At 41.7% G+C, this 15082-nt stretch carries 14 protein-coding genes and 1 riboswitch; of the genes, 9 read left to right on the forward strand and 5 right to left on the reverse strand.

The annotated features are described in order from the left end of the window. Window positions 1–11 precede the first annotated feature (11 nt). Window positions 12–884 carry a transporter substrate-binding domain-containing protein gene (locus ASE42_RS00580; RefSeq protein WP_024424312.1) on the reverse strand — a complete coding sequence of 291 codons (873 nt, stop codon included), beginning with the start codon at window positions 882–884 and terminating at the stop codon, window positions 12–14. A gap of 182 nt (window positions 885–1066) precedes the next feature. Between ASE42_RS00580 and ASE42_RS00585 the strand changes: the two genes are divergently transcribed. Next, window positions 1067–1396 (forward strand): YckD family protein, encoded by a 330-nt coding sequence (locus ASE42_RS00585; RefSeq protein WP_024424311.1) that lies wholly within the window; start codon window positions 1067–1069, stop codon window positions 1394–1396. Window positions 1397–1439: 43 nt separating this feature from the next. On the opposite strand, the gene ASE42_RS00590 is transcribed toward ASE42_RS00585, so the two are convergent. After that, the gene (locus ASE42_RS00590) at window positions 1440–2204 is read right to left on the reverse strand and encodes an MBL fold metallo-hydrolase (protein WP_056765069.1); all 765 of its coding nucleotides are present in this window, start codon (window positions 2202–2204) and stop codon (window positions 1440–1442) included. Between the two features lie 115 nt (window positions 2205–2319). On the opposite strand from ASE42_RS00590, the gene ASE42_RS00595 reads away from it, so the two are divergent. Further along, complete coding sequence (locus ASE42_RS00595) at window positions 2320–2736, forward strand: Lrp/AsnC family transcriptional regulator (RefSeq protein WP_025092811.1); 417 nt, start codon at window positions 2320–2322, stop codon at window positions 2734–2736. A 28-nt stretch (window positions 2737–2764) separates the two neighbouring features. After that, window positions 2765–3571, forward strand: a complete 807-nt coding sequence (locus tag ASE42_RS00600) for an aminoglycoside N(3)-acetyltransferase (RefSeq protein ID WP_056765073.1) — start codon at window positions 2765–2767, stop codon at window positions 3569–3571. Between the two features lies 1 nt (window position 3572). Here ASE42_RS00600 and ASE42_RS00605 read toward each other — a convergent pair whose 3' ends face one another. From ASE42_RS00605 to ASE42_RS00615, 3 genes are all read right to left on the reverse strand, one after another. Continuing rightward, window positions 3573–3959 (reverse strand): competence protein ComJ, encoded by a 387-nt coding sequence (locus ASE42_RS00605; RefSeq protein ID WP_056765076.1) that lies wholly within the window; start codon window positions 3957–3959, stop codon window positions 3573–3575. Between the two features lie 119 nt (window positions 3960–4078). Continuing rightward, window positions 4079–5776, reverse strand: coding sequence for a methyl-accepting chemotaxis protein (locus ASE42_RS00610; RefSeq protein WP_056765079.1), 1698 nt, complete (start codon window positions 5774–5776; stop codon window positions 4079–4081). Window positions 5777–5903: 127 nt separating this feature from the next. Further along, window positions 5904–6332, reverse strand: coding sequence for a NucA/NucB deoxyribonuclease domain-containing protein (locus tag ASE42_RS00615; RefSeq protein ID WP_056765081.1), 429 nt, complete (start codon window positions 6330–6332; stop codon window positions 5904–5906). A gap of 367 nt (window positions 6333–6699) precedes the next feature. Here ASE42_RS00615 and ASE42_RS00625 point away from each other — a divergent pair, with 367 nt between their 5' ends. From ASE42_RS00625 to ASE42_RS00650, 6 genes are read left to right on the forward strand one after another with little or no spacing between them, the layout of a single operon-like run. Next, complete coding sequence (locus ASE42_RS00625; RefSeq protein ID WP_024427271.1) at window positions 6700–8769, forward strand: hydantoinase/oxoprolinase family protein; 2070 nt, start codon at window positions 6700–6702, stop codon at window positions 8767–8769. After that, complete coding sequence (locus ASE42_RS00630; RefSeq protein WP_056765084.1) at window positions 8759–10747, forward strand: hydantoinase B/oxoprolinase family protein; 1989 nt, start codon at window positions 8759–8761, stop codon at window positions 10745–10747. The genes ASE42_RS00625 and ASE42_RS00630 overlap by 11 nt, the downstream gene beginning before the upstream one ends. Further along, entirely contained in the window at window positions 10744–11829 is a 1086-nt protein-coding gene (locus ASE42_RS00635; protein WP_056765087.1) for an ABC transporter substrate-binding protein, read from the forward strand. The genes ASE42_RS00630 and ASE42_RS00635 overlap by 4 nt, the downstream gene beginning before the upstream one ends. Before the next feature lie 8 nt (window positions 11830–11837). After that, complete coding sequence (locus ASE42_RS00640; protein ID WP_024427274.1) at window positions 11838–12929, forward strand: ABC transporter ATP-binding protein; 1092 nt, start codon at window positions 11838–11840, stop codon at window positions 12927–12929. Next, window positions 12929–13798 carry an ABC transporter permease gene (locus tag ASE42_RS00645; RefSeq protein ID WP_024424299.1) on the forward strand — a complete coding sequence of 290 codons (870 nt, stop codon included), beginning with the start codon at window positions 12929–12931 and terminating at the stop codon, window positions 13796–13798. The genes ASE42_RS00640 and ASE42_RS00645 overlap by 1 nt, the downstream gene beginning before the upstream one ends. Continuing rightward, a complete protein-coding gene (locus ASE42_RS00650) occupies window positions 13791–14594 on the forward strand; it encodes an ABC transporter permease (RefSeq protein ID WP_024424298.1) in 804 nt (267 codons plus the stop codon). Before ASE42_RS00645 ends, ASE42_RS00650 begins: the two co-directional genes overlap by 8 nt. Before the next feature lie 367 nt (window positions 14595–14961). Further along, window positions 14962–15055: riboswitch (cyclic di-GMP riboswitch) on the forward strand. Window positions 15056–15082: the final 27 nt, after the last annotated feature.

Below are 15082 nucleotides of genomic sequence, written 5' to 3' on the forward strand. Positions count from 1 at the left end.
ATTGCAGCTCCTTATTTGGAAATGTCGACATCTTCGACATCAGCATCAATTTTCTTAGAGACGTCTGCATGATTAAAGAATTTCTCAGAAATCTTTTTCATTGTTCCGTCTTTTTTCATGTCGCCTAATACACGATTTAATTCTTTTTGAAGCTCTTTGTTGTCCTTCTTCATAACAAAACCTTGTTCATTCGGCATGTACTTCAAGTCAGGGTGAATTGTAATATTTAGTTTAGGAAATGCAGCAAGAGCCAGTGTCTGCAAGTAATAATCATTTAGAATGACATCTGTACGGCCGTTTGCAACATCTTTTAAGTATTGCTCGTTTGTCGCATTATCATAAATGACTTCCTTTGCACCGTACTTACGAGCAACATCCATATAAATCGTTGTGGCAGCCCCTGCTGCTTTCTTTCCTTTTAAATCTTTTAAAGTTTTAATGCCAGATAAATCATCTTTCCGAACGATAGCCGTTCCGTAGGAATATTTATAAGGGGTTGAAAAGGCAAACTTGTCTTTTCTGTCATCTGTGATGTCGATATCATTCGCAGCGGCATCCACTTGACCAGAATTAATGGCGCTCAGCATCCCATCATAGCCCATTTCTTTAAATTCTACTTTCACATCAAGACGTTTAAACGCTTCTTTGACGACTTCTACTTCATAGCCAGTTAATTGATCCTTGCCATTAGAAGTATCATGATAAGAAGTTGGATAAAGGGTGCCTGAAGTTGCAACCACGATTTTCCCTTTCTTTTTAATCTGATCCCACTTTGTGTCTTCAGATTGAGATGAGCCTGATTGACTGCAAGCAGACATAATAAGGATGAAAGCAGATACAACAAGCATGATCCATATAGGTTTTTTATGATAAAAACGACTCATTTAAGAATCCTCCTCTATTTTTTATACAAAACAAAACATAGCACGCTTTCTCTATAAGGACAACGTTTTCAGAAGAAAAGTGAAAAAGTAAGAATATTATAAGCAATTTGCGTGTTAGAAATAATGTATAAAAAAGGAAAGTGAGCGCAAAATAAAGGAGAATAAAGGAGGGAACAACAATGATGAAAAAAATAAGTAGTTTGATCATCTTGTCGATGATGCTGTTATTTGGTTTTCATATAGAAACGGCTCATGGAGAAACACCTCAAATGGAAAAGCGCCCGGTGACACATCAAGTGAAATTAACAGCAGAACAACAAAAACAAATTGAAATCCTTGAGCAGCAAATTCTTTCTAAGCGAAAAGAAGTCATTGAGAAATATGTACAGTACGGCGTGTTAACAAAGGAACAAGGCACACACATCACGAAACGAATGGATGAGCATTACACTCATTTGAAAAAGAACGGATTTGTTCCATTGCTGAAAAAACCACAGCACCATCGCCCATGATAATGATGAAACCGGCAGCGAAGTGCCGGTTTTTTATTGTCGATCAGAAGGTGAGACTTTCCCCATCTTGAGGGACAAAAATGGCTTGATCTGCATGATGTTCTTGAACGTAAGCTTCTAAAGCAGCTCTTGTTAACAGGCAATGATTCACTGCTTCAAGATGACAGACGACAATTTGAGCTTTTGGCTGAGAACGGTGAATGTCTAGAATCTCTTCCTTGGTCATTGTAATAGGATCGCCTTCTAAAAATTGAGCAGCCCCGCTATTGACCACAATGACGTCTGGCTTGCTTGTATTCACAACCTCTTTCGGTTCATCACACCAAATGGTATCACCTGCAATATAAAGGGTAGGTTCATCAGGGTGAGAGAAAACAAAACCGCTCACCTGCCCCATCCGCTTCGCCGTTTCTCCCGTCCCATGCTGTCCGCCTGTACGTTTAATATGAACGCCGCAAATGTCCATTTCATCTTCAATGCATGTGACATGCTGAAATCCAGCTTCTTCAACTTCTTTTCGATCCTTCTCCGATTGAGTATAAATTGGTTGATCCTGAGCTAATTTCCTTTTGGCCTCGTCGTCAAAGTGGTCCACATGTAAATGAGAGAGTAAGACAGCATCTGGGTGTAACAGACTGTCTAAATCTATATTTACAGGAAGCTCCACCATAGGATTGTTCAAATGTTGATTGGCTGTATGAGGGAACGGTGGATATGTTCCTTTTGCTGCTAAAAAGGGATCGATTAAAAAAGTTGAATGACCATAGTGAAGGTATAAAGTCGCATTGCGAATGAGTGTAATTTTCATAAAAAGGACTCCTTTTTTTCTGATTAAGTTTACAGTATATTAAAAGAGTTCTACGTGACAGAGGATTATGAAAGTCTTTTGGCAGAAGGGCTTGATTTTTGAAAGAGGTGAGCCAATGCTAGACCAAACAGATATGAATATTTTAAAAGAACTATCAAAGAACAGCCGATTAACGATGAAAGCTCTAGGTGAAAAAGTTCATTTAACCGGCCAAGCTGTTGCAAATCGGGTGTTAAAGCTAGAAGAAGAAGGTGTGATTGAAGCATATACCATTTCAATTGATTGGCAGACACAAAAGACGATTCAAACCTTTTTGCAGCTATATACCCGTAGTCATCATCATGAACCACTTCTGTCGTTTCTTTATAAAAAGGAAGAAATCAAGAATTTGTTCAAAATAAGTGGTGAAGGCTGTTATATGGCTGAAGGACATTTCTCCAGTCATGATGAACTTGATCAGTTTTTAACGGAGCTGACGAATTACGCAAATTACAAACTGTCTATTGCGGTTAAACGTCTCATTCATCAGTAATAGAAGAGACGCAGGAGGAAAAGGAACGATGCAAAAATTAATCGAAAATCAAGCTGAACCGATGACAAAGGAAAGAATCAAAGCAGACTTGGTTCAACTTGGTGTAAAAAAGGGCATGATTTTATGTGTTCATTCATCTTTATCATCAATCGGCTGGGTAAACGGAGGCGCTGTAGCCGTCATACAAGCATTGATGGAAACCTTAACAGAAGAGGGGACACTGATTATGCCGGCACAAACGTTAGAGCTTTCTGATCCCGCCGATTGGATCGATCCGCCTGTTCCTTATTCATGGTGGAAATCGATCAAAGAAACAATGCCCGCATTTGACCCAGCTTACACGACACCAGCAGCAATGGGAAAGGTGGCGGAAACATTTTGGAAATACCCAGGCGTGGCGAGAAGCAATCATCCCCATTTTTCATTCACCGCCTGGGGGAAAAGAAAACATGAAATTCTGCAACACCATGCACTTTCCTTTGGATTAGGAGAGCAGTCACCTCTTGGCCGCATGTATGATCTTCATGCTCAAGTGCTGCTGCTTGGTGCATCATTTGAGAGCATGACAGCTTTTCATCTAGCTGAATACCGAATCCCTCAGCAGGACCTCATGACAAGAGGGGCCCCTATTTTAGAGAATGGGTGGAGGGTATGGAAAGAGTACCAAGATATCATCACAAGAGAAGAACTATTTGAACAGATTGGCCGTGATTTTCTGCAATCAGGAGGCATCCATCAGCACAACAAAATTGGACTTGCCAGTTCATATTTACTGCCCATGAGAGAATCGGTAGACTATGCGGAACAGTGGCTTGATCTATACGATCAGTCGTAATCTACACTGTTTGGAAATTTACATAATAAACGTCTTGATCAGGCTGCTGTGAGGTGTAGCAGGTAAGCTGATAGTTTCCTTTTGGAATGGAGAAAGACAGCACATTGGCCATGACGCTTGTGATATAAACTTGATCATTTGTAAGCGTAAAGGGAACTGTTATGGCTCTATCAACCGAGACTTGGGGCTCATCGCTATTTAATGTCACAATAATAGACGCCTTCCCATTATTGATTCCTTCAAAGGAAACTCCTTGATCTCCTGTTGCAAATCCTTGAAGAATGTCCTCATCTGTCCAATCAATAACAGGTGGTGTTTCGCTTCCGGTGTATACCGTGATTTGGTGGTAGGAGATAGATAGGGAATAGGCTTGATTTAAGTGATTCATATAAAAAACTCCTTTATTTATGGATTTTTGTTGGAACGTGAATGGTTAAAGAGTGATTCTTGAGGAGAAAGTTAGGCAGCAAGACGATTGTCGCCGTCTTGCGCTATTTGGTGTGGGATCTAGATGTGAAATTGCGAGACCATTGCTTTTAAATCTCCTGCTAAATGGGCAAGCGCTTCTGATGAAGCTGTTACTTCTTCCATTGCAGCAAATTGTTCTTCTGTTAAACCGGCTACTTGCTGTGAATGTTCACTCGTTCGTTTCACGCCTTCTGTAATAGACGCAAAAGACTGTTTCGCATCGTTTGTATAAGCTGCGATTTTTTGTGATGCACTTGATAAATGCTTAATGCCATTCGCCATTTCTCTCATCGACTGCTGGATATCATGAAATGATTCCTCTGTATGAGAGATAAGTACAGCCCCTTGAGCCGCTTCCTCTCTTACTCGTTTGATGGCATTCGTCGAATGAGTCATCTCTTTTTGTATTTCAGAAATGAGATGGGAAATCATGTTTGATGATGCTTGAGATTCTTCTGCAAGCTTTCTCACTTCGTCTGCGACAACAGCAAATCCTTTTCCGTGCTCACCTGCCCGTGCTGCTTCAATTGCTGCATTAAGAGCTAGCAGGTTTGTCTGGCTGGCGATATCTGTAATGACTTTGGAAATATGATCAATTTCAGCTGAACGTGTTTCCAATGCTTGAATCGCTGTACCATTTTCTTCAATTGATTTGGCAATAGACGTCATTTGTGAATGAACTTCACCGATATTGTGTACACCTTTTTGGGCCACTTCTTGTGCGGAGTGACTTCTTGAAGCCATTTGTCCTGCATTTTCAGTGATGTTTGCCAGCTCGTTTGATACTTGAATCATTTTGTGCTCACTAGCTGTCATTTGAGTGGACTGTTCTTCTGAAGATTGTGCCACTTCTTGAATCGTGTATGTGATTTTTTCTGATGCTGCACTCGTTTCTTCTGCGCTAGCTGACAGCTGCTCAGAGGATGTGGCCACTAATTCAGACGTGTTCATGACATTTAGAATGGTTTGATTTAATTTTTCACGCATCTTATTGAAATGGCCAGCCAGATCAGACAATTCATCACCAGCAGTATCCGTCACATTGATGGTTAAATCACCTTCGCCTGCACTCTTAATGGCAGAAGCCATATGCTTGAGACGTGCCTGAATCCGCTTAGTGAAAATAGAAATAATGATGACCGAAACGATCAGACTTAACAAAAGGACGATGACAAATTGTATATAGAATGACTGAAGCATTTGTGAAATCATGCTTTGATTGGCGCCAGTATAAAAAATACCAATTGTTTCGCCTGCTTCATTTTTGATCGGCATATAAGCCGTTTGATAGTCTTTCCCGGCAACATTTGCAGTGCCGTAATAGTTTTCTCCTTTATCTAAAACAGTGGTCTTCACTTCAGGAGAGACTTCTGTACCTACAGCTCGTTTCCCGTTTAACATGACATTCGTAGCAACGCGGGTATTTCCTTGAAAAATCGTGATGGTATCACCGGTATATTCGGCTAATTGGTCAACCAATGTGTCATGATCATTCATTTGCGTATTTCCTTTGAATAGCTTGTCCTCTTTAATCTGCCACGAGCCTTCTACTTTTTCATTCAGGTAGGCGTAGCCTAGTTTTAAATCACCTTTTGCTTTTTCAGTTGCCATTTGCTTGATGTTTTCTGTCATCTCGCGATTCACCACATAACCAACAACTGCGGAAAAGATGATGAGGACACTTAAAAAGATCAGCAAAATTTTGGCGCCAAGCCTCAGTTTTCCCTTTTTCTTCATGCTTTTTAACTCCTTTAGGTATAAGGTAGGATATCCCTCCTTAAGGATTATCGGCATGAAAAAAGTGTTTAAAATACCTGCATGCAGTCATGTGAAAATTTTTTTAATATAGAAAAGGGAAAGGCTGCTAATCAATGATAAATTGAATTCTTGTGCCGTCAGGATCATCCGATAATTGATGACTTATCCACGAGCCTGCGCCTCTATTATCAGAAGGGCGTACATATTTGACAGAAGCTCCTGTGCCTCCTTCTTTGCACATTGCCATTGGCCATTCGTCACGATCATACCCGCGCTTTGTTGGAACGCCATGTAATGATCGATCCCTCTGCTCATCACTATGTTTACGGTCAATTGTACAAATGGATGAATGACCTTCATCAATGGCTTCTTCTATGTGCTTGGCTGTTTCGGGATAGCGGTCTGATGGAAAATGAATCGTTTTGTCATAAGATGAATTCGCTGTCTCTTGTTTCCCTTGCTCCAGCTGGATATAGCCTGTTGCTACACCAATAACAATCAATAAAAGCAAGAGAATCATTTTAAGAAGTTTCATAGGTGCTGGCTCTCTTTCTTGTTTGCGTATTTTGTAAACAGAAGTATAGCAGAATTACTTACCAATTTCTCCTGGTTTTGAAAAAACGCCTTTTAAAATTCAAAAAACAGATTTTACTTGATTTCTTGTTTTTCATTTTTGTAGAAATTCATAAAAATTTTAATTTTGTAGATCATAAAACGATTATGCTCATCCAAAATGGCTTTATCACTGCTTTTTGAGCTAATTTCAAGAATTTAACACACAGAAATTTCAAAAAAATAAAATTGACTAGACCGATCTGCTTTAATAATATGGAGTCAAATATCAAAAAATGTCGTAATTTATCAAAATATGATTCTAATTACATTGTAGGAGGGGAGTACAAATGGCGGATGTCTCATACCGGCTCGGAATAGACATAGGCGGAACATTTACTGATTTATCGTTGATAAATGAAGCAACAGGGGAGCTGACTGAACTCAAGACACCCACAGTGACTGATGACCCAGCCCAAGGTATTATCAATGGGTTAAATCTTCTAAAAAAAAGAGGTGTTGATTTATCCAACATCCAATACCTCGTTCACGGAATGACAATTGGTCTTAATACATTATTGCAGCGAAAAGGAGCAGATTTAGCCCTTTTTGTGACAGAAGGATTTCAAGATATATTGTCACTTCAACGTTTACGACTACCCATTCCTTATGACTTCAATTCTCGTTTGCCAGAACCATTGATACCTCGGAAGCATGTATATCCAATCTCTGAAAGGTTGATACACGATGGTACGATCAAAAACCCTCTCCATCTGCAGCAGTTAGATGATGCAGTCCAGCATGTTATATCTAAAAATCTAGCAGGTATCGTCATTTCTTTTTTACATAGTTATCAAAACCCAGTTCATGAATTACAGGCAAAAGCCTATATCAATCATCATTATCCACAGTTAGAAGTCCTTACTTCATCTGAATTATGGCCTCAAATGAGGGAATACGAGCGTACAGTGATGTCTGTTGTTAATTTGTACATTCAACCAAAGGTGAAACAGTATTTACAAACACTGAAAAGTCGTTTGAAGGAAGAAGGTGTACCAATTTCTCCATACATTACACAATCAAATGGTGGTTTAATGGATGCAGAAAGTGCGGCAACTTCGCCTGTTAAGACTCTCTTTTCTGGTCCGGCAGCTGGTGTCATCGGTGCGGCGAGAATTGCAGCATCAGCTAGTGAACCCAACCTGATCACTTTTGATGTCGGGGGGACGAGTGCAGATATCTCGATTATTCAAAATGGACAGCCTACAATGGCGCAATCCAATCAGCTTTCAGGCTTTCCAATTATTCTCCCATCTGTTGCGATGTATTCAATAGGAGCAGGAGGAGGTTCGGTAGCATGGATTGATCAGGGCGGACTTCTAAAAGCGGGGCCAGAATCAGTTGGCTCAAATCCGGGACCAGCTTCGTATGGAAAGGGAGAAAAAGCAGCTTTAACTGATGCGTTTCTTATATGCGGTTATCTCAATCAAGAACGTTTTGCCGGAGGACATTTACAATTACAGTTGTCTGCGGCGAAAAAGGCCTTTCAGCCAATTGCTGATCAGCTCAACAAAACGGTTGAAGAGGCTGCTGACCAGCTCATTCAAGTAGCCGTAGCCAATATGTACACAGAATTAAGCAATGTGATGGAGCAGCAAGGATTTGACCCTAGAGATTTTAGTTTGCTGGCGTTTGGCGGAGCAGGGCCGGTTGTAGCGAATTTTCTTGCGAGAGAAATTCATGCGAAAAATGTGGTTGTTCCTCCAAGTCCGGGTACATTATGTGCATTAGGTGCTCTGACCGCTGACTTTATTCATGATGCGGTGCTGTCGAAGAAAATATGCTTACAAGACTATTCGATCAACCAACTAAAACAAGATTATGAGAAGCTGTCGCGAAAAGCGACTGATTGGGTCAGCCAGCAGGACATTCAGCATATCAATCAGACATCCATTCTATTATTAGCAGACGCACGTTATCAAGGACAGGCATTTGAGATTGAATTGCCATTATCGATTGATTGGCTAAAACAAGAACAAGACATCCACCAACTCATTGAAGCCTTTCACAAACTGCATCAACGACAATATGGTCATAGGGATGATCAGGCAAACATCGAGTTTACTCATTTACGCGTTCGAGTCATAGGCGAGACGCCTCCGCTGCCTTTTTCACCTGTTCATGAAAGCAGCGGACAGTCTTTGAAACCATATGAATATAGACGAATCTTTATAGAGGAAAAAGAATACGAAGCATCGGTTTATAACCGGGATACTCTGTCAGTAGGTTCTATTGTAAATGGACCAGCCGTTATTGAGCAGGATGATACAACAACATTAATTTTGCCAAACTGGGCAGGCAGCATTGATCCATCAGGTAACTTAGTGATTTCAAAGGAGGCGGCTTTACATGAGAACTGATCCAGCAAAGCTTGAGATGATGCGCAGTTATTTTAATGCGATTGCATCAGGCATGGGACATGTCATTGAACGAACGTCATTTACGACCTTCGTCAAAGAATCTGCTGACTTTGCGACAGCATTAGCCACGCCTTCTGGAGATTTCTTTGTTTATCCGAAGACAGTGGGTGTGACGATCTTTTTAGGGCTGAGTCTAAAAAAGGCGATTGAAGAAAGCGGGCCGATGCAGCCAGGAGACATTATCATCACTAATGATCCTTATACGACAGATGGTTTGGCGACTCACCTGCCAGATGTCCATATCATTAAGCCGATTTTTGTAGATGATGAAATCGTAAGCTATGCTTGGTCTTTTGTTCATGTCAGTGATGTGGGTGGACTTGTGCCTTCGAGTATTTCACCGACAGCAACGGATGTTCATCAAGAAGGATTAAGAATTCCGCCAGTAAAAATTTATGAAGGCGGAAAAGAGAATCAGGTCGTACGTACCTTTTTAAGAGCTAACAGCCGCGCTAGTCATCTAAATGATGGTGATATCAATGCGATGATTGCTGCAGTGAATACAGCAGATATTCGGTTAAAAGAAATGATTGAGAAATTCGGAAAAAACGAAGTGAAACAAGGAATGATAGACTTGCTGAAGCAAGCCGAGGATCGTGCTGGAAAGGTCATTGAAGCTATACCGGATGGAACGAGTGAATTTGCTGATTATTTAGATGATGATATGATCTCAGACGTCCCTATTCGGTTGAAAATCAAGCTAACGATCAAAGGGAAACGGCTGAAGCTCGATTTTTCTGAGTGTGATCCCCAAGTAAAAACAGCCTTTAACCTTGTTACCAATGGTCAGAAACATTCCTTTCTTTATCAAGGGTTGATTAATTACATCATTAGTAAGGATCCTTTTATACCGATTAATGGTGGAATAACGTATCCAATTGACGTGATCTCTCCTAAAGGAACGCTGGTGCATCCAGAATACCCGGCTTCTGTCGGGATTCGTCACTCGATTACGATGAGGCTGTACAATGTCGTGCTAGGCGCGATTGGTAAGCTGCTGCCTGAAGCAGTGCCGGCAGCAGGTGCAGGTCAATCTGCCATTGTGGTTCTCTCTGTACCTGATGATCAAACGGGTGGAAGGAAAATGTCCGTTGTCGAACCATTAGGAGGAGGTGGCGGTGCTCAAAATGGTACTGATGGAGTGGACGGTATTGATCATTCGTCAGGCTTTTTGAAGAATACCCCAATTGAGAGTTTGGAACAGCATATTGATATTCATGTTCACCGATATGAGCTTCTGCCGAATACAGGTGGAGCTGGTGAAAATCGAGGCGGACATGCGATTGGTTTGGAATTTGAAATGATGAAGCCTGAATCGATGGTGACAGCACGAGGAATGGAACGGATGAAGTTTCAGCCTTGGGGGTTAATGGGCGGCCGAGCAGGAGCGGTTGGTGAGGTCAAGCTGATTACAGCTAATGGTGAGAAACAAGACCAGCCCAAAATAGATGTCTTGCGACTTGATAAAGGCGATATCGTTCAATTGATTTCACCAAGTGGAGGCGGCTGGGGGAATCCATTTGACAGGAAGAAAGAAAAAGTCCTTCAGGAAGTGGAAGCAGGTCTATTAAGTGAAGAAAGAGCGCTGCAGCAATATGGTGTGAAAGTATATTTAGACCAAAATGAATGGAAGATTGATGAGGAGCAGACGAGCAGGGTGCGTGAAAAGGTTAATCATTCTCCATCTACTGACGTGTGGGATTTCGGAGAACAAAGAGCAGCTTATGAGAAAGTATGGACGGACGAAGCCAGCAGTGAGCTTGCCGTTCAGCTTCGTTCCTATCCGGCTAATGAACGTACGCACTATAAACATGCAGTTCATCAACATTTCAGTCATAGAAATGAGCCGTTAACAAAGGAAGATATTACTCAAGCACTTCGTCAAATGAATGGACAAAAAGGGGGAAATGAATCATGAAAAGAAGATTAATCGCTATTTTTGCAGGCATCCTATCAATCGTTGTACTGCTGACCGCTTGTGGTGGAAATGGAAAGGATCAAGGCAAACAGCAGCAGACTGTGATTGTTGGCGTATATGGAGGCGATTGGGAAAAGAATATCAAACCAATCCTTGAAAAGTTTGAAAAAGATACAGGAATTAAAGTGCAAACCGTCTCTGGGGCGGATTCTGAATGGTTTACAAAATTAAAAGCGTCAAATGGGAAAAATCCACCATATGACTTACTAATCTTACAGCCTGATACGATTCAAAGAGGTATCGCGGCAAACGTTCTTGCGCCTATTGATGAAGATCAAGCGCCGAACGTCAAAAAGCTTTACCGTTCTGTCCAAAAGAAGCTTACTGTGAATGGAAAACAATATGCAGCAGGCTTTAGTATGGGGCAGCTTGGTATTGCTTATAGAAAAGACCTCGTCAAGCAGGAACCAAACAGCTGGACTGACCTATGGAGCAGTCAGCTGAAAGGGAAGGTAGCCATTTCATCTCCGACTTATTCAGCCGGTTTGCAATTTTTCTCTGCACTTGTTCATGCGCAAGGGGGGACAGAATCAAATCCTAAGGATATTGATAAAGCATTTAAAAGTCTCGCGCAGTTAAAAGGTCATGTAGCTGCTTTTCCAGATAACCCAGGATCGATTCAAACTTTATTAGAACGTGGGGATGTCGCGGCTGTTCCATATTGGGACGGGCGAGTATTTGCACTTGAAGAAGAAGGCATGGATATTGGTTTCTCATATCCGAAAGAAGGTGCTGTTGCAGCTGTTGCGAGCTGGGCTTTGACGAAGGGAAGTCAGCATGAAGAAGCGGCGTACAAACTATTAAACTACTTAAGTGGAAAAGAAGCTCAGGAGGCTTTCTCGGAAAAATCTTATTATGGCATGTCGAATTCTGATGTGAAATACGATGACAAGATTAAGGGGAAAGTGAAAGTTGGAGAAAATTATTACAGCAAGCTGACGTGGGTAGATTATGAAACAGCGACCTCTGAGCTTGGCAATTGGACAAACCGATGGAACGAAGTATTAGGCGGAGGAAAATAGGTGATCGCATGAGTGGAATTCATTTAGAACACATCAGTCAGCACTTCGGTGAGCAGATTGCTCTCAACGATGTCAGTCTTACGGTGAATGAGGGAGAGTTTTTCTCCCTTCTTGGTCCTAGCGGCTGCGGAAAATCAACATTATTAAACATCATTGGCGGTTTTTTAGAACCAACAAAAGGCGTCGTCTATATTGGTGATCAGGATGTGACAGCTTTGCCGCCTTACCAAAGAAAAACAGGTATGGTCTTTCAAAGCTATGCACTTTTTCCACATCTGACTGTATTTGATAATGTGGCGTACGGGCTAAAGGTTCAAAAGAAAAAGAAGGCGGAAATTAAAGAGAAGGTGATGGAAAGCTTGTCTCTTGTTCAATTAGAGGCATTTGCGAAACGGATGCCCCACCAATTAAGCGGTGGTCAGCAGCAGCGGGTAGCGATTGCAAGAGCGCTGGCGATTCAGCCGTCTGTTCTCCTTCTTGATGAACCGCTCAGCAACCTAGATGCCAAACTAAGAAAAAACATGCAGACAGAGCTGCGAAATATTCAAAGGAATGTCGGGATTACAACCATTCTTGTGACACATGATCAAGAGGAAGCCTTAAGCCTTTCTGATCGGGTTGGAATTTTAGGAGAGGGAAGAATTCAGCAGATTGGGACGCCTTTAGAGGTGTACCGCCAGCCAAACAATCGATTTGTAGCTGAATTCATCGGACAGGTGAACATCTTTGAGGCCGTGTACAATGAAGCTGATGCGGCATTTACAGTTCCGCATGTAACCCATTCAAACGGTCAGCATCTTCAGCTGCAGGCTGCGGCACATCAAGAGAAGAGGGAAAAGCAACTGCTTATGCTGCGTCCTGAAAGAATCAGCATCTCTTCTGAGCGGGAGGAAGTAAAGCCGAACCATGTATCAGGCGTGCTGTCAGATGTGAGTTATATTGGGCATTCATTACGTTTGGTTGTGGGGCTTGATAATGGTGAAATCATTGTCCATGCTTCTGATGCGGCATTTCCCGAGCTGCCTGAAGTTGGAGAAACCGTCCATATCCATTGGCAGCCTGAAGATATCGTTTTCTTAGATTCGAAGGTGCATACGTGATGCGAATCAAGAAAAAGAATCAACGATTTCATTGGTTTATGCTGCTGCCAGCCTGTTTGTTTCTTGTAGTATTTTTACTAGCTCCTCTGGTGATGATGCTCGTTCTCAGTTTTCGCGATGTCGATTCGATGATGAATACATTACAAACGTATAGCTTTTCTCAATATATTCATGTGTTCACGACAGATGCATATGTAAAGGCGATTGGAAGTACTGTGTGGGTGGCTTTGCAGACAACGGTGATTTGTTTATTGATGGCATACCCCGCAGCATACGTGCTCGTCAAAGCACCTAATCCGCGTCTGCGGGCATTTTTCTATATCCTACTTGTGTCGCCGCTTTTGACAAGTGTTGTGATTCGGACATTTGCATGGATTGTTCTTCTTTCGCAAAATGGTCTGATCAATGGCATGTTACTAGATTTACAGGTGATTGAGAAGCCGCTCTCGATGCTGTGGAATATGAATGCGGTCATTATTGCCTATGTCCAAGTCATGCTGCCATTTGCAGTACTGCCGATCGCAACAAGCTTAACCGATATGGATCGTCACTTAAGACCGGCTTCTATGAGTCTTGGAGCTGGCCGGATTCGAACCTTTTTTCATGTCACCTTACCACTGACCATTCCAGGCATGGTGACTGGCGCGATCATCGTCTTCTCACTGGCAGCAGGAAGTTATATCACCCCGCTGTTAGTCGGCGGACGGATGCAGCCGCTGCTGCCGCTGTCAATTTATCAGCAGGTCATGCAGGTGTATAATCTGCCTCTTGCTGCGGCTATGTCTTTTACATTATTGGTTTGTGTGCTTGTAGTAGTCAGTCTATTAAGCTATTTATTGAAGCGTTGGGAGGCGAGGATGCATGCGTAAAAAGTCAATAGGTGACCGCTTGCTTTCCATCCTGATTTGGACTGCTGGGTCATTGGTTTATCTTTTTTTAACCATACCTGTTCTTGTGATCGTCCTATCTGCTTTTAGTCCAAATGCCTTTCCTGAATTTCCACCGACTTCGTTCTCTGTGCGCTGGTTTCATGAGGTCGTCTCAAATCCAGAATGGATGGAATCTCTTCGGATTAGTGTGATTCTGCTGTTCATCGTGACACCTCTCACGGTTCTTTTAGGGACAATGGCTTCGTATGCTTTAGCAAGGCTTTCCTTTAAGGGAAAGGAGGCTGTCCAAGCTTTCATTCTGTCACCTCTCATGATTCCTCAGGTGGTGTTAGGGATTGCAATGCTTTACTTGTTTACGGCTATGGGTTTTACAGGGTCTTTGTGGGCGCTCGTCATTGGTCACGTCATCATTGGTTTTCCCTATGTGGTTCGAACGGTAGGCGTGAGTGTTTCGAATTTAGATCCGCGGCTTGAGCTGGCTTCAATGAATCTTGGCGCAGGACCCATTCGCACGTTTTTTCGAGTCACATTGCCTTTGATTAAGCCGGGAATCATTGCAGGAGGGGTGTTTTCAGCTGTGACGTCATTTGGGGAAATATCGATCAGTTTGTTCGTTTCCTCTCCTCAAACCATTACAATTCCTGTCAGGACCTTTAATTACATTGAGCAGACCTTTGATCCAAGTGTCAATGCGATATCTGTCATATTTATTATCATTTCTATCATTGCGCTGCTCATTATTGAAAAAACGATTGGTCTGTCTAAGGTGATGTAAATATAATGAAGAAACAAGGAGTTGTCATTTGAAATGACAGCTCTTTTTTTGTTGTTTTTACAGTAAAAAAATTCATTTTTTTAGGGAATATAGTTCTTAAGATTTAAGAATTTGCGGGGAACGCAAGGAGACCTCTATCCTACATTTTCGGTCATATTTTCAAAATTTAAGGGAAAATATGAAATTTTTGCGGTATTTAGTCGATTATTTTCGGTTGAACGCAACTATTATTAGTTATTTTCGGTAAATATCGTCAATTCTCACAGGATCCCTTCGGTATAACGCATGAATCTTTACACCCATTTTTCGGTGAAAAAAACAATATTTTCATATAAAGTGGACGTAAATAGAAAATATCTAAAAGAAAAGAAGAAAAAGGCAAATCTATGGAAACATAGAGACGCAAAGCCATGTCCTAAGGTAAATGATTCTTTTTTTGCTAAGGTCGGCAGGCTACCGAATGAAAATGGGAGTCCCTCCGTTTTATT

The sequence above is a fragment of the Bacillus sp. Root920 genome (genome assembly GCF_001429445.1).
Lineage (GTDB): Bacteria > Bacillota > Bacilli > Bacillales > Bacillaceae > Bacillus > Bacillus safensis.

Excerpts from the sequence above, each read along its gene's own strand:
- ASE42_RS00640 (WP_024427274.1), top strand. The coding sequence starts at position 11,838 with ATGAGTGGAATTCATTTAGAACACATCAGTCAGCACTTCGGTGAGCAG.
- ASE42_RS00625 (WP_024427271.1), top strand. The coding sequence starts at position 6,700 with ATGGCGGATGTCTCATACCGGCTCGGAATAGACATAGGCGGAACATTT.
- ASE42_RS00635 (WP_056765087.1), top strand. The coding sequence starts at position 10,744 with ATGAAAAGAAGATTAATCGCTATTTTTGCAGGCATCCTATCAATCGTT.
- ASE42_RS00650 (WP_024424298.1), top strand. The coding sequence starts at position 13,791 with ATGCGTAAAAAGTCAATAGGTGACCGCTTGCTTTCCATCCTGATTTGG.
- ASE42_RS00585 (WP_024424311.1), top strand. The coding sequence starts at position 1,067 with ATGAAAAAAATAAGTAGTTTGATCATCTTGTCGATGATGCTGTTATTT.
- ASE42_RS00615 (WP_056765081.1), bottom strand. The coding sequence starts at position 6,332 with ATGAAACTTCTTAAAATGATTCTCTTGCTTTTATTGATTGTTATTGGT.
- ASE42_RS00600 (WP_056765073.1), top strand. The coding sequence starts at position 2,765 with ATGCAAAAATTAATCGAAAATCAAGCTGAACCGATGACAAAGGAAAGA.
- ASE42_RS00605 (WP_056765076.1), bottom strand. The coding sequence starts at position 3,959 with ATGAATCACTTAAATCAAGCCTATTCCCTATCTATCTCCTACCACCAA.
- ASE42_RS00610 (WP_056765079.1), bottom strand. The coding sequence starts at position 5,776 with ATGAAGAAAAAGGGAAAACTGAGGCTTGGCGCCAAAATTTTGCTGATC.
- ASE42_RS00595 (WP_025092811.1), top strand. The coding sequence starts at position 2,320 with ATGCTAGACCAAACAGATATGAATATTTTAAAAGAACTATCAAAGAAC.
- ASE42_RS00645 (WP_024424299.1), top strand. The coding sequence starts at position 12,929 with ATGCGAATCAAGAAAAAGAATCAACGATTTCATTGGTTTATGCTGCTG.
- ASE42_RS00590 (WP_056765069.1), bottom strand. The coding sequence starts at position 2,204 with ATGAAAATTACACTCATTCGCAATGCGACTTTATACCTTCACTATGGT.
- ASE42_RS00580 (WP_024424312.1), bottom strand. The coding sequence starts at position 884 with ATGAGTCGTTTTTATCATAAAAAACCTATATGGATCATGCTTGTTGTA.
- ASE42_RS00630 (WP_056765084.1), top strand. The coding sequence starts at position 8,759 with ATGAGAACTGATCCAGCAAAGCTTGAGATGATGCGCAGTTATTTTAAT.